14 protein-coding genes are annotated in these 13,015 nt (G+C 74.0%); 9 read left to right on the plus strand and 5 right to left on the minus strand.

What is annotated here, in order from left to right:
- Positions 1-66: 66 nt before the first annotated feature.
- The 3 genes from ACN6LD_RS17100 to ACN6LD_RS17110 all read right to left on the minus strand — a co-directional run bounded on the left by ACN6LD_RS17100 (position 67) and on the right by ACN6LD_RS17110 (position 1,638).
- Positions 67-861 (minus strand): hypothetical protein, encoded by a 795-nt coding sequence (locus ACN6LD_RS17100; protein WP_445043605.1) that lies wholly within the window; start codon positions 859-861, stop codon positions 67-69.
- Positions 858-1,232 (minus strand): TraR/DksA family transcriptional regulator, encoded by a 375-nt coding sequence (locus ACN6LD_RS17105; protein WP_445043606.1) that lies wholly within the window; start codon positions 1,230-1,232, stop codon positions 858-860. Before ACN6LD_RS17105 ends, ACN6LD_RS17100 begins: the two co-directional genes overlap by 4 nt.
- A 79-nt stretch (positions 1,233-1,311) precedes the next feature.
- Positions 1,312-1,638 (minus strand): TraR/DksA family transcriptional regulator, encoded by a 327-nt coding sequence (locus tag ACN6LD_RS17110; protein ID WP_319198462.1) that lies wholly within the window; start codon positions 1,636-1,638, stop codon positions 1,312-1,314.
- Between the two features lie 417 nt (positions 1,639-2,055).
- Here ACN6LD_RS17110 and ACN6LD_RS17115 point away from each other — a divergent pair, with 417 nt between their 5' ends.
- The 5 genes from ACN6LD_RS17115 to ACN6LD_RS17135 all read left to right on the plus strand — a co-directional run bounded on the left by ACN6LD_RS17115 (position 2,056) and on the right by ACN6LD_RS17135 (position 7,874).
- Positions 2,056-3,009, plus strand: coding sequence for a HAMP domain-containing sensor histidine kinase (locus tag ACN6LD_RS17115; protein WP_445043607.1), 954 nt, complete (start codon positions 2,056-2,058; stop codon positions 3,007-3,009).
- Positions 3,006-3,671, plus strand: coding sequence for a response regulator transcription factor (locus ACN6LD_RS17120; RefSeq protein WP_319195222.1), 666 nt, complete (start codon positions 3,006-3,008; stop codon positions 3,669-3,671). The genes ACN6LD_RS17115 and ACN6LD_RS17120 overlap by 4 nt, the downstream gene beginning before the upstream one ends.
- A 140-nt stretch (positions 3,672-3,811) precedes the next feature.
- Positions 3,812-4,243 (plus strand): hypothetical protein, encoded by a 432-nt coding sequence (locus tag ACN6LD_RS17125; protein ID WP_319195223.1) that lies wholly within the window; start codon positions 3,812-3,814, stop codon positions 4,241-4,243.
- An 84-nt stretch (positions 4,244-4,327) separates the two neighbouring features.
- Positions 4,328-6,616: a protein translocase subunit SecD gene (gene secD, locus ACN6LD_RS17130; RefSeq protein WP_445043608.1), complete on the plus strand. Its 2,289-nt coding sequence runs from the start codon at positions 4,328-4,330 to the stop codon at positions 6,614-6,616.
- Between the two features lie 241 nt (positions 6,617-6,857).
- Positions 6,858-7,874, plus strand: a complete 1,017-nt coding sequence (locus tag ACN6LD_RS17135) for a Rieske 2Fe-2S domain-containing protein (protein ID WP_445043609.1) — start codon at positions 6,858-6,860, stop codon at positions 7,872-7,874.
- 72 nt (positions 7,875-7,946) lie between these two features.
- On the opposite strand, the gene ACN6LD_RS17140 is transcribed toward ACN6LD_RS17135, so the two are convergent.
- Positions 7,947-8,393, minus strand: coding sequence for an FMN-binding protein (locus tag ACN6LD_RS17140; protein WP_445043610.1), 447 nt, complete (start codon positions 8,391-8,393; stop codon positions 7,947-7,949).
- Between the two features lie 7 nt (positions 8,394-8,400).
- The gene (locus ACN6LD_RS17145; protein WP_445043611.1) at positions 8,401-9,753 is read right to left on the minus strand and encodes a ferredoxin reductase family protein; all 1,353 of its coding nucleotides are present in this window, start codon (positions 9,751-9,753) and stop codon (positions 8,401-8,403) included.
- Between the two features lie 265 nt (positions 9,754-10,018).
- On the opposite strand from ACN6LD_RS17145, the gene ACN6LD_RS17150 reads away from it, so the two are divergent.
- The 4 genes from ACN6LD_RS17150 (at position 10,019) to ACN6LD_RS17165 (ending at position 12,997) form a co-directional block, all read left to right on the plus strand.
- Positions 10,019-10,768: a response regulator transcription factor gene (locus tag ACN6LD_RS17150; RefSeq protein WP_319195226.1), complete on the plus strand. Its 750-nt coding sequence runs from the start codon at positions 10,019-10,021 to the stop codon at positions 10,766-10,768.
- 125 nt (positions 10,769-10,893) lie between these two features.
- Entirely contained in the window at positions 10,894-12,306 is a 1,413-nt protein-coding gene (locus ACN6LD_RS17155; RefSeq protein WP_415924967.1) for a sensor histidine kinase, read from the plus strand.
- A 132-nt stretch (positions 12,307-12,438) separates the two neighbouring features.
- Positions 12,439-12,753, plus strand: coding sequence for a DUF6400 family protein (locus ACN6LD_RS17160; protein WP_445043612.1), 315 nt, complete (start codon positions 12,439-12,441; stop codon positions 12,751-12,753).
- A complete protein-coding gene (locus ACN6LD_RS17165) occupies positions 12,740-12,997 on the plus strand; it encodes a hypothetical protein (RefSeq protein ID WP_319195229.1) in 258 nt (85 codons plus the stop codon). Before ACN6LD_RS17160 ends, ACN6LD_RS17165 begins: the two co-directional genes overlap by 14 nt.
- The last annotated feature ends 18 nt before the right edge of the window (positions 12,998-13,015 follow it).

Below are 13,015 nucleotides of genomic sequence, written 5' to 3' on the forward strand. Positions count from 1 at the left end.
CATCCCCCACCCCTGTTCCCTGTGCCCGTCCCCCGTCCCCAGTTCCTCGTGTCCGCACGGCCGCGGTCAGCGACCGGCCGGGTGGGCGTGGGCGGCTCGCAGGAGAGTCGCGGCGCCCCGCACCGCGGCCGTATGGGGCGCGGGGACGGGCTGGACGGGCGCATGCAGCCGGTCGGTGAGGCGGTAGGCGAGGTCCGGGCGCAGCGCACCCCCGCCGGCGAGGAGCGCGCCGTGCCGGAGGGCGTCGCGCGTCTGGGAGGTGCGGTCCTGGTCCAGCATCGCGGTCACCATGGCGGCGACCGCCTCGGTGACTCGCGCGGGCGGGGTGAGACGGTCCAGGTCGCCGGTGCCCAGCGCGGTGTGCCGGGCGTCGGTCACCGCGCCGTCGGTGAGGAGCGTGACCTCGGTCAGCTGGGCGCCGATCTCCACGACGAGCAACGGCCGGCTCAGGTCGGCGTCCGCGGCCACGGCCACGGCGCGTGCGGTCGGGACGGTCAGGAACGTACGGGGTCGCAGGACCTCTACCGCGGTACGGGCCTCGGTCCGGTAGGCCATGCCGCCCAGCACGGGCGTGGCCAGGATGACCAGCGGCCGGCCGAAGCGGGGCAGGCAGTGGCCGAGCAGCCGGTCGAGCATGCGGGCGGCCCCGAGGGTGTCGACGATGGCGCCGCGCCGGACGGGATACGTGGCGCCTGCGCCGTGGAAGGTGACCGTGGGGACGTCGATGATCATTCGCCCGCCGGAGGTCCAGGCGCGGGTGCGGGCGCTGCCCAGGTCGAGGGCGATGCCCCAGCACTGCCGGCACCGGGGCCACGGGCGGCGCCGGGCGGTCACGGGACCGGGAACAGGAACGGTGTTCACCTTCCGGCCTCCCCGACGTGACGGCAGCGGGTGCAGCAGCGGGCCTGCGGCACGATCATCAGGTGTTCCCGGGCGATGGGCCCCCGGCACCGGTGGCAGGCGCCGTAGCGGCCCTCGTCCATCCGTGCGAGGGCGGCTTCCACGTCGGTGAGGACCATGCGGGCGGAGGCGGCGAGCTTCACACGGACCTCGATCTGGGAGGCGGCCCGCCGGTCGAGGACCGCGTCCGTGCGGGTCGTGGCGGCGGAGGAGAGCTGCAACAGCTGCTCCCGGCGGAACAGGCGCTGCTCGTGCAGGTTCTCGCGCAGTGCGGCGAGATCCTCGGCGGACAGGGCCGTCGGGCTGCGGTCGTCGATGATCTGGTGGTTCACCGAATCACCCCTTGGACAAGGCAGGGCGGGAGAGGGAGGGGAGGGGAGGGAAGGGAAGGGAAAGGCGGACGGTCGCCGGTCAGACGGCGTCATGCCGGCAGGGCACGCAGAAGCGGGTGTAGGGCAGGATCTCGAGGCGCTCGACGGGGATGAACCCGGAGCAGCCCCGGCAGACGCCGTAGCTGCCGTCCCGGACGCGGACGAACGCGGCCTCGACCTCGACGAGCACACGCCGGACGGTGTCCTTCTGTGCGGACATCACCTGTTCCGCCGTGTCGGGGCCGGCCTCGTCGATGGCCTTCAACTGGGCGAGGCGGGAGGCGCGTTCGTGTTCGAGGCGCTGGCGGGCCTCGTGCGCCGTCAGCCGTTCGGGGCGGGCGTCGGTCCGGGGCGCGTCGAGCGACATGGCGGTTCCTTCTTTCGGCGAGGCGGGGCGAGGCGAGGGCGGGAAGCGTGCGCGGGGCGGGGCGGGGCAGGGCGGGGAGCGTGCGTCGGGCGGGGCGATGCGCGTCGCGCCGGGCAGCGGGAGCGGTACGGGCGGAGGATCGGTTCGAGGAACGGAGCGGGTCGGGCGGGCAGGGGCCGAGGTCACGGGTGGCCGGCGGGTGCTGATTCCCACCGTGGCCGATCGGCCGCCGGAATCCCATCGGGCGCAGTACCCATCTCCGGCCGGTCCCGTGCCCCACTCCCGATGGGTGGGCCGGACGACGGAAATGGGCATCGGAGCCCATCGACGGCGGAGCGGGCAGGGGGGAGGCTGGGCAGGACCGGCGGTGCAGACACCGCCGTCCCCAACGGCACAGCAGAGGAAGGCGTCGTCACGGTGTCCCTGTTCTGGCGGATCTTCGCGCTCAACGCGGTGGTGCTGGGCAGCGCCACCGCGCTGCTGCTGTGGGCCCCGGTGACCGTCTCCGTGCCGGTGGTGCTGACCGAGGCGGTCATCCTCGTGGCCGGCCTGGTCGTCATGCTGGTCGCCAACGCCGCCCTGCTGCGGATCGGCCTGGCCCCGCTCGACCGGCTCACCCGGCTGATGGCCACCGTCGACCTGCTGCGCCCCGGGCAGCGGCTGCCCGAACGCGGCCGCGGGGAGACCGCCGAACTGATCCTTACCTTCAACGCCATGCTCGAGCGGCTCGAGCACGAGAGGGCGTCCAGCAGCGCCCGCGTCCTGCTCGCGCAGGAGGCGGAGCGACGCCGCATCGCCCAGGAACTGCACGACGAGGTGGGCCAGAGCATGACCGCGATCCTGCTGGCGCTGGAGCGGACCGCCGACGACGCGGACGAGCCCCTGCGCGGTGAACTGCGGCAGATGCAGGAGATCACCCGGGGGAGCCTGGACGAGGTGCGGCGTCTCGTGCGCCGGCTGCGGCCGGGCGTCCTGGACGACCTCGGCCTGATCAGCGCGCTGACCTCGCTCACCACGGAGTTCGCCACCCATGTCGGACTGCGCGTGGTACGCCGCTTCGACACCGGCCTGCCGGTGCTGGACCACCAGACGGAACTGGTGCTGTACCGCGTCGCCCAGGAAGCCCTGACCAACGCGGCCCGGCACGCCGAGGCCGGGCAGGTCGAGGTCGGCCTGCAGCACACCGGCGACGCGGTGGTCCTGGCCGTCGCCGACGACGGCCGCGGAACCGGTGCGGCCCCCGAGGGAGCGGGAATGCGTGGAATGCGCGAGCGGGCCCTGCTGATCGGGGCCACGCTGGACATCACCTCCCGGCCACAGGCGGGAACCCAGGTCCGACTGACCGTGCCCCTTCTCAGGAAGCAGCCATGAGCGCGCCCGACACCTCCGTGATCCGCATCCTCCTCGCCGACGACCACGCGCTGGTGCGCCGCGGCGTGCGACTCATCCTCGACCGGGAGCCGGACCTCGAGGTCGTCGCCGAGGCCGGGGACGGGGCGGAGGCCATCGACCTGGCCCGCGCCCACGAGGTCGACCTCGCCGTCCTGGACATCGCCATGCCCCGGATGACCGGCCTGCAGGCCACCCGGGAACTCGTCGCGCTGAAGCCGGAAGTACGGGTGCTGATGCTGACGATGCACGACAACGAGCAGTACTTCTTCCAGGCGCTCAAGGCGGGCGCCAGCGGCTACGTGCTGAAGTCGGTGGCCGACCGCGACCTGGTGGCGGCGTGCCGGGCCGCCATGCGCGACGAGCCCTTCCTGTACCCGGGCGCGGTCACCGCGCTCATCCGCAACTACCTCGACCGGGTCCGCAACGGCGAGGAGCCGCCCGACCAGGTGCTGACCGCCCGTGAGGAGGAGGTCCTCAAGCTCGTCGCCGAGGGCCACTCCTCCAAGGAGATCGCCGAGATGCTCTTCATCAGCATCAAGACCGTCCACCGGCACCGGGCGAACCTGCTGCACAAGCTCGGGCTGCGGGACCGGCTGGAGCTCACCCGGTACGCGATCCGTGCGGGCCTCATCGAGGCCTGACCGCTTCCGATCTCCGCCCGTCATCTCCGACTGCTTCGCTCACCTCATCGAGTCCCCGGCCCGGCGCCCTCCCGCCTTGGCCCGCAGGCTCCGCACTGCCGCGCGCACACCCATATCGACCACGGAAAGGGGGACGGGGCATGACAGGCCGCACGCACCCCGTCCCGCCTGCGCAAGGCCGGATCCCGGCGGCCGTGCCCGCCCTGGCGGTCGCCGTGGTGCTCGCCGTCCTGCTCGTACTCCTCGGTCCGCCCGGTGCGCCGGCCCTCGGCGACGCCCGCGTCCCGGCGCCGGGCGGGGTGACGCACACCGCCGGGGCTGCGGCGGCGCACGGAGCGACGCACGCACAGGACACGGACCCCGCCGTCCCCTCCGCTGCCGTCCGGAGCGGCCGGGACGTCACCGGTGAGCGTCACACCCTGCCGGTCCCCGCCTCCCACCCGCCCCGGGAAGCGACGGGCGGTCCGCTGCGCGCCGGGCGGACCCCGGCGCCCACGGCGGGCCCACCGGCCCCGGAGCGACCGGCACATCGTCACGGGGTGCGGGCGCCTCCTTCCCTCTCCGGCATCTGACCCCAGGTCCGTTTCCCTTTTCTTCCTCTCCCTTCCCGGCCGCGGCCACCGTCGCGGCCGGGGTGTGCCTGCCGGAGGCCCGCTGTGCAACGTTCCCCGCTCGTCAGAGGGCTGCTCGCCCTCGCCGCCGTCGCGCTGTCGCTGTACGTCGCGCTCACCGTGCCCGTCCACCTGGGACTCGATCTGCGGGGCGGCACCCAGATCGTGCTCCAGACCCGCCCCGCCGACCCGGCCGACGCCGGCGAGACCACGGACCGCACCGTGGAGGTGCTGCGCGGCCGGATCGACGCGCTCGGTGTCGCCGAGCCCACCATCGCCCGCTCCGGCAGCGACCGGATCGTCGTCGAACTGCCCGGCGTGCAGGACCCCCGCCAGGCCGCCGACGTGCTCGGCCGGACCGCGCAGCTCTCCTTCCACCAGGTGCTGGGCACGGCGGCAGACGCCGACGGCACGTCGAATCCGCTGCCGAAACGGCCCCACGAGCAGGTGACGGCCGACGAGTCCGGCACTCCGCTGCGCCTCCGGGCCGCTGCGCTCACCGGCAAGGACGTCAAGAAGGCAGCCGCCCGCTTCGACCAGCAGACCGGCGCAGGATGGCACGTCACCGTGGACTTCAAGGGGTCGGGCGGACCGGACTGGGCCCGGCTGACCGGCGAGGCCGCCTGCCGTCCGCCCGGTGATCCGGCACGCCGGGTCGCCATCGTCCTGGACGACAAGATCATCTCCTCGCCGCAGGTCGACCCCTCCGTGGCGTGCCGGTCCGGCATCGGCGGCGGTTCCACCCAGATCACCGGATCCTTCGACGACGCCGAGGCCAAGGAGCTGGCCCTGCTCATCAACGGCGGCGCCCTGCCGGTGCCGGTCGAGACCGTCGAGCAGCGCACCGTCGGCCCCACCCTCGGCGCGCGGGCCATCGAGGCCAGCGCCTGGGCTGCCGTCGTCGGCACCGCCGCGACCTCGCTGTTCATCATCGCGGTCTACCGGATCATGGGCCTTCTCGCCACGGTGGCCCTCGCCTGCTACGGCCTCATGTCCTACGCCGCCCTCGCCGCGCTCGGAGCCACCCTCACCCTGCCCGGACTCGCCGGGTTCGTCCTGGCCGTCGGCATGGCGGTGGACGCCAACGTGCTCGTCTTCGAACGCGCCCGCGAGGAGTACGCCTCCCGCCGCCGGCCCACCCCCCGGTCGTCGCTGACCGTCGGGTTCCGCAAGGCCTTCGGCGCGATCGCCGACTCCAACATCACCACTCTCATCGCCGCCGGCCTGCTGTTCTTCTTCGCCTCCGGACCCGTGCGCGGCTTCGGGGTCACGCTGGGCATCGGCGTCCTGGCCTCCATGATCAGCGCCCTGGTCGTCACCCGTGCCCTCGCCGACCTCGCGGTCGGCCGGCCCGGCCTGCGCCGCCGCCCCCACCTGACCGGCATCGCCCACACCGGCGTCGTCCGCGCGCGGCTCGCCCGCACGAACCCGAGCCTGCTGCGCCACCCCCGCAGGTGGCTGGCCGCCTCGGCCGCGGCCCTGGTCCTGGCGGCCTCCGGGATCGCCGTGCGCGGCCTCGACCTCGGCGTCGAGTTCACCGGCGGTCGCGTCGTCGAATACACCACGGCGACGCCCGTGGACGCCGACCGGGCCCGGGCCGCGCTCGCCGACGCCGGATTCCCCCGCGCCGTCGTCCGGACCTCCGGCGAGAACCGGCTCACCGTCCGTACGCACCACCTCGGCGAAGCGCAGGCGGCATCGCTCACCGACGCCGTCACCGACCTGGCGGGCCGTGCCGACAAGGTCCGTGACGAAGCCATCGGGCCGAGCCTCGGCGAGGAGCTGCGCCGCGGCGCCCTCGTCGCCCTCGGCGTCGCCCTCGGCGCGCAGCTGCTGTACCTGGCGGCACGCTTCCGCTGGTTGCTGGGAACCTCCGCGGTCGCTGCGCTCGCCCATGACGTGGTGATCCTCGTCGGCGTCTTCGCCTGGCTCGGCAAGCCCGTCGACGGTGTCTTCCTGGCGGCGCTGCTGACCGTCATCGGCTACTCCGTCAACGACTCCGTCGTGGTCTTCGACCGGATCAGGGAACTCGGGCGCCGCGACCGCAAGGCGCCCTTCGCCCGCATCGCCGACCAGGCACTGCTGCAGACCCTGCCGCGGACCGTCAGCACCGGCATGGGAGCCGCCTTCATCCTCACCGCGCTGGCCGTCCTCGGCGGCGACACCCTGACCGACTTCGCCCTCGCCCTGCTCATCGGCCTCGTGGTGGGCACCTGGTCCTCGATGTTCACCGCCGCACCGCTGGCCGTCGAACTGCACCGGCGCACACGGGCGGGCTCCTCGCGGGGGCCCGGCACGCTCGGCCGTCCAGGTGGTGGCCTGCGGGGGCCGTGAACCCTCGGCGCGTGAGTGGGACGTATGGCCTCTGAGCGCCGGTGGACGGGCCCGCCCCGAGTGCCCGAGTGCCGGGGCGGGCGCGAACGAGGAACGCGAACGAGGAACGCGAACGAGGAAAGGGACTGAATCCGCGAGCGGTCCGTACCCGTCGCTCGAGCACAGGAACGGAGCGGTCCCCGACCTCAGGCGCCGCGGGATCGACCAGGACTTCTGGTATCCGGTCGCGGTGTCCCGGAGCGTGGCCAGGAAGAAGACGTTCGCCGCCCGGTTCGCGGGGGAGCGGATCGCCCTGTACCGCGGCGAGGGCGGCACGGTCTTCGCCCTGGAGGACCGCTGCGCCCACCGTCAGGTGCCCCTGAGCATGGGCGTGGTGGAGGGCGAGGTGCTGCGCTGCTGCTACCACGCCTGGGCCTACCGGGGGAACGGCCGCATCTCGCAGATCCCGTATCTGCCCAAGGGCGTGGGCCGCCCGCCGCGCGGTGTGCGCGCCTATCCGGTCCGGGAGGCCTACGGACTCGTCTTCGTCTTTCCCGGTAATCCGGAGAAGGCCGCCGCGACGCCGCTGCCCGATCTGCCCGAGTTCGGTTCGGGCCGGCACATGACCATGACCTTCTCGCGGACCGTGCGGTGCCACTACTCGTTCATGCACGAGAACCTGCTCGACATGAACCACCAGTTCCTGCACCGGGGCGTCCTCGGCAGGATCCGGCCCGAGCTGCTGGGGTTCGACACGGGGCCGGACTTCGTGGAGGCGCGGTACCTGTTCGTTCCCGCGGGCGGAAGGAAGGACCGGGGCGCGGCGCTGCTGTCGGCCGAGGGACTGGGCGGCGGTTCCTCGCCCGACGTCATCACCGTGCGCACCCAGTACCCGTACCAGACGCTGCGGGCGGTCCCGGAGAAGGCCGAGCTCCCGGCGTTCTCCCTGTGGGCCGCGTACGTGCCGCAGGACGCCGAGCAGCGCGTCAACCACACCTTCGGACTGCTCATGATCGCGAAGCCGGCGATCCCGGGAGCCCTGCACGTCGCCTGGCCGTTCATCAGAAGGTTCACCGAACGGGTCTTCGCCGAGGACCGGATGGCCGTCGAGGCCGAGCAGCGGGCCTGGGACGAGCAGGGGGAGGACCGCAACCAGGAGGTGTTCCCGCTGATCCTGCACGTCCGCGATGTGCTGCGGAACAACGGCGTCCCACTGCGGCCCGCCACGGCGCGCGCCGGTGCGGGTCCTTGCGGAGACGGCGCCGTGTGCCCGCCCTGACGCCGCGAAGGGGCGCGCGGCGGTTCGCCGGAGCGGCGGGCGCGGCCCGGCCCTCGCCGGCGCACGGGTCGGTCAGGACCCGTTCGCGGAGTCCAGGGCCGACTGGAGGGACTGACGGTAGCCGTCACTGGTGTAGGTGGCGCCGGAGACCGTGTCGATGTCGGCGCTCTGGGCGGTGAGCGCCTCCCTGGTCAGCTGTGGGACGGCATAGCTGTTGATCTGCCGGTCCCGGGGGTTCTCCTGGGGATAGCTGACCGCCGTGACGTCGGTGAGCTTTCCGTCCTTCAGCGTGATGCGGACCTGGACGGGCCCCCAGCGGGTCTGGACGGAGTCACCCGTGAGGGTCCGGGTCCCTGCGGCTGCGGACGCGCCCGACCCGGCCGGCGCCGGGGACGCCGCTACGGCGACGCCCGGCGCCGTGTGCGGCTTGAGCGACAGCAGCAGCACCATCCCGGAGACGGTCGCGGCGCCCGCCAGCACGATGCGGCGCAGCGGACGGTTCTTCCTCAACGTGTGCAAGACGGCCTCACAGCTCGAAGGACTCGTGGTGGATGCGGCTGTCCGGGACCCCGGCTTCGCGCAGGGCCCCGTACAGGTCCTGCGCGAAGCCGTGCGGGCCGCACAGGTACACGTCGTGGGCGGCCAGGTCGGGCACGGCCGCGCACAGCGACCGGGCGCCGAGGTCGGGGCGCCGGCCGTCCGGGCCGTTGAGCGCGTAGAGCACTTTCGCCCCGCGCCACCGGGCGACCGTCTCCAGCTCGCCGCCCAGGGCGAGGTCCTCGGCCGAGCGCGCGCGGTAGAGGAGGGTGACCTCTCCGGGCAGCGTCTCGAACAGGGCCCGCAGCGGGGTGACGCCGACGCCGCCCGCGATCAGCAGGGACCTGTGTGCGCCCTGGCGGTCCGCGGTCAGCGCCCCGTACGGCCCCTCCGCCCACACCCGGGTGCCCGGCCGCAGCAGCGGCACGGCGGCGCTGTGGTCGCCGAGCGCCTTGACGGTGATGCGCAGCAGGTCCGGGCGCGGCGGCGCCGACAGGGAGTACGGCGTGGAGGTCCAGCGCATGCCGTCGGTGAGGAACCGCCAGCGCAGGAACTGCCCCGGCCGTGCGCCCATCTCGTCCAGCCGACGGCCGCGTACGACGACGGAGCAGACGCCCGGCGCCTCGTGGTGCACCGAGTCGACCCGCAGCCGGTGCCGCAGGTTCAGCCGCACCGGGACGAGGATCCGGAACCACACCACCAGGGCGGCGGCCCCCAGGTACAGCGCGTACCAGGCGATCTGTGCGGGACGGCTGCCGACGAGGTCGGACCCCAGGGCGAGCTGGTGGCCGAAGGCGAGGAAGACCGCCGCGTACGTCAGCAGGTGCACGTAGTACCAGAACTCGTGACCGACCCGGTGGCGCACCGCGCGTGCCGAGACGATCCCCACCGTGAGGAGGACGACCGTCCCGGCGGTGGCCTTGAGCATCTCCGGGTAGTCCAGGACCACCGTGACCGTCTCGTGCACGAGTGAGGAGCCGTCCTGGGCGGCGTACCCGAGCAGGATGAGCACGACGTGCGCGGGCAGCAGACAGATCGTGTAGCGGCCCGCCATCGCGTGCCAGCGGGTCACCCGGTCCGTCCCGATCCGACGCTCGAGGAGCGGCACGCGGGCCGTCATCCCCACCAGCACGGCACAGGCGTACCCGCAGAGCAGGCCCGCGATCCGCCCGGCGCCCGTCAGCCATCCCGCTGCGCCCACGACCGACCCCGTGTCGTGCCACCACAGGGCGACCACGGCGGCGGCCCCGCCCCACAGGACGGCGAGCACCGGGCCGGCGGCGGAACGCCGGGGAGCGGGCGGCGCGAGGGCCACCCTTCGTCGCGCGTACGCCGTCGTCATCCGCATGTCCCTTCCCCGGCCCTACGACCCGTCTCCTCGGCCGTCCGGTACGACACTGTGCCGACCCAACCTCTGAGCCCGCTCTCAGCGCGGACGCCACGGAGACGGCTCCACCGACTCCACCGCAGGTGGGAGGGGCCGCTCGGACGATCGGCGCCGAGCGGCGGCGCGGTGGACTCAGGGCAGAACCAGAGCGGACTCAGAGGAAACTCAGAGGTCGGGAGAGCGGCCCACGACACCGCGAGGCCGCATCCTGGTACCCGAGATGAACACTTCCCGCCCCCGTGGCTCCGGCCGCCCCGCGCTGACCCGGGCCGACGGCGCGCCGCTCAGGGTCCTCGTCGTCGACGACGACCCCGACCTCGCCGAGGTGCTCTGCGGCGCCCTGCGCTACGACGGCTGGGAGGTGCGCACGGCAGGCGACGGCGCCTCGGCCGTCGCCCGGGCCCGCGAGCTGCTGCCCGACGCCATCGTCCTCGACGTCATGCTCCCGGACACCGACGGCTTCGCGGTGCTGCGCTCGCTGCGTGCCGTACGCCCCGACGTGTGCGTGCTGTTCCTGACCGCGCGGGACGCGGTGGAGGACCGCATCGCGGGCATCACGGCGGGCGGAGACGACTACGTGACGAAACCGTTCAGCCTGGAGGAGGTCGTCGCCCGCCTGCGCGGACTGCTGCGCCGGGCCGGCATGGCCCGGCAGGCGGCCGAGGGGCCGCGGCTGACCGTCGGCGACCTGGAGATGGACGAGGAGGCCAGGGAGGTCACCCGCGGCGGCGAGCGCGTCGAACTGTCCCCGACGGAGTTCGAACTGCTGCGCTTCCTCATGCGCAACCCGCGACGGGTCCTGAGCAAGACACAGATCCTCGACCGGGTGTGGTCCTACGACTTCGGCGGGCAGGCCCACGTCGTCGAGCTCTACATCTCCTACCTGCGCAAGAAGGTGGACGCCGGCCGTCCGCCCATGATCCACACGGTGCGCGGCGCCGGATACGTGCTCAAGCCGGTCGTGCGGTGACGACGCCCGGCCCGGGGCTCGCAGGACGGCTCACAGGGCGTCCCCTCCGGAGCGCGGCGAGGCGGTCGCCGTCCCGTCTGCCCCGGCCGCACACGCTGCGGGCACGGCTCACCGTCGGCCTCGTCGTGCTGCTCGCGGTCAGCTGCGCGGCGGTCGGGGTGGCGGCGGTGGTGGAGCTGAACGGCTTCCTCACCGGCCGCCTCGACCAGCAGCTGCGCGAGGCGGGCGCACGGTTCCCGGCGAGCCTGGAGCACGGCGGGACCCGGCCTTCCGATCACGACGGCGACGAGGAAGGCGACGGCGACACCCGCCGGCAGCCCGTCGGGACCTTCGGAGCCCGGCTGGTCGGCGACACGGTCACCGACGCAGCGGTGGTGGGCGCCACCGGCGCGGGCGCGCAGAACGTCCCGCTCTCGGCCGCGGACCGGCGCACGCTCGCCGCGGTCCCGGCCGACGGCCGCGGCCGCACCGTCGGCCTTTCCGCCCTGGACGACTACCGCGTGATGGCCGTCCGGGGCAGGGACGGCGACGTCCTGGTCACCGGGCTGCCCACGGAGCCCGTCGAGGCCGCCGTCCACCGGCTGGAACTCGTCGCCGCGGTCGTCTTCGGCGCCGCGCTCGCCGCGGCGGGCTTCACCGGAGCGCTGTGGGTGCGCTGGTCGCTACGGCCGCTCAGCAGAGTGGCCGCGACCGCCACGAAGGTCAGCAGGCTGCCGCTGTCCAGCGGTGAGGTGGAACTCTGGCCGCGCGCCCCCGAGGCCGACCCGCGCGGTGAGGTGGGACGGGTCGCCGACGCCTTCAACACGATGCTCGGCCACGTCGAGGACGCGCTGACCAAGCGGCACGCGAGCGAGGAGCGGCTGCGCAGTTTCGCCGCCGACGCCAGCCATGAGCTGCGCACGCCCGTGGCGTCGATCCGCGGGCATGCCGAGCTGGCACTGCTGCATCCCGGGCCGGTGCCGCACAAGGTGGTGCGGGCCCTGGAACGCATCGAGGCGGAGTCGGCCCGCATGGGTGAGATGGTCGACGACCTGCTGCTCCTGGCCCGCCTGGACGCGGGCCGGCCGCTGGAACGGCTTCCCGTGGACCTGACCCGCCTGGTCCTCGACGCGGTGACGGACGCGCAGGCCGCGGGCCCCGGGCATCGCTGGACGCTGGAGCTGCCCGAGGAGCCGGTGACGGTGCCGGGCGACGCCCACCGGCTCCATCAGATGCTGGGCAACCTGCTGGCCAACGCCCGCCTGCACACCCCCGGCGGCAGCACGGTCACCGTGTCGCTGGAGACCGAGGCCGGCACGGCGGTGCTCACGGTGCACGACGACGGCCCCGGCGTGCCCGAGGACGTCCGGCCCGGGGTTTTCGAGCGTTTCACCCACGGGGACCGCCGCCGCTCCGGGGGCGTGGGCAGCGGCACGGGCGCCGGCCTCGGCCTGTCGATCGTCGCGGCGGTGGCCGACGCCCACGGAGGCGGCGTCGACCTCGAGAGCGCCCCCGGTTCGACCGCCTTCACCGTACGCATCCCCGCCGGGCACGGGTGACCGGACGCCGACGCCCCTCGCCGGCACACCTCCCGGCCCCGACGGCGACCGCGCATGCGGCCGGGCCGGTCCGCTGTGACTTCTCCCACCTGCTCTTGCCGGGGCGCGCAACGCCTCCTTACGTTCGGTCGCATGTCCTCCCATGGCGACGCCCTCCCCGCCGAACCCGACGAACCCGCCGAGGCGCGCGGGCCTGCCGCGGACCGGCCCGGCGCGTCCGCCCTCTTCGGCCTGGACATCGACCTGAGCTCCCACGAAATGCTCCGCCGCGCTCATGTGCTCGACGCACTCGGCCCCGCCTGGGACCCCATCGCCGCACTGCGCGGCGAGGAAGCGGCGTACGAGCTGCTCTACTCGGGCCTCAGCGCGGACCAGCAGCGGGTGTACGACGAGCTCGTCGCGGCCGGTGTCCTCCCGCACAGAGGGGGCGGCCATGCTGCCGCTTGACCCGCAGGCCGACATCGGGCGCCGCGCCTGGGTGGCCTGCCCCAACTGCGACGACCGCCGTGGCTGCGCCACCTGCGAGCAGGGGCGCACCTGCTCCGAGCACTGGCGCTATCTGCTCTCCCACGCCGGCAGTCTGCTCCACCTGCAGTGCCGGTCCTGCACCCACATCTGGACGCACGAAACCCACTTCGGCGCCACCCGCTCCCCGTGGGAGCGCATCACCAGCGGCCTGCGACGACGGTGACCGCGCACGTCACCAGCG

The organism is Streptomyces sp. SAS_272 (assembly GCF_052543235.1).

Excerpts from the sequence above, each read along its gene's own strand:
- ACN6LD_RS17120 (WP_319195222.1), top strand. The coding sequence starts at position 3,006 with ATGAGCGCGCCCGACACCTCCGTGATCCGCATCCTCCTCGCCGACGAC.
- ACN6LD_RS17125 (WP_319195223.1), top strand. The coding sequence starts at position 3,812 with ATGACAGGCCGCACGCACCCCGTCCCGCCTGCGCAAGGCCGGATCCCG.
- ACN6LD_RS17110 (WP_319198462.1), bottom strand. The coding sequence starts at position 1,638 with ATGTCGCTCGACGCGCCCCGGACCGACGCCCGCCCCGAACGGCTGACG.
- ACN6LD_RS17150 (WP_319195226.1), top strand. The coding sequence starts at position 10,019 with ATGAACACTTCCCGCCCCCGTGGCTCCGGCCGCCCCGCGCTGACCCGG.
- ACN6LD_RS17145 (WP_445043611.1), bottom strand. The coding sequence starts at position 9,753 with ATGACGACGGCGTACGCGCGACGAAGGGTGGCCCTCGCGCCGCCCGCT.
- ACN6LD_RS17160 (WP_445043612.1), top strand. The coding sequence starts at position 12,439 with ATGTCCTCCCATGGCGACGCCCTCCCCGCCGAACCCGACGAACCCGCC.
- ACN6LD_RS17165 (WP_319195229.1), top strand. The coding sequence starts at position 12,740 with ATGCTGCCGCTTGACCCGCAGGCCGACATCGGGCGCCGCGCCTGGGTG.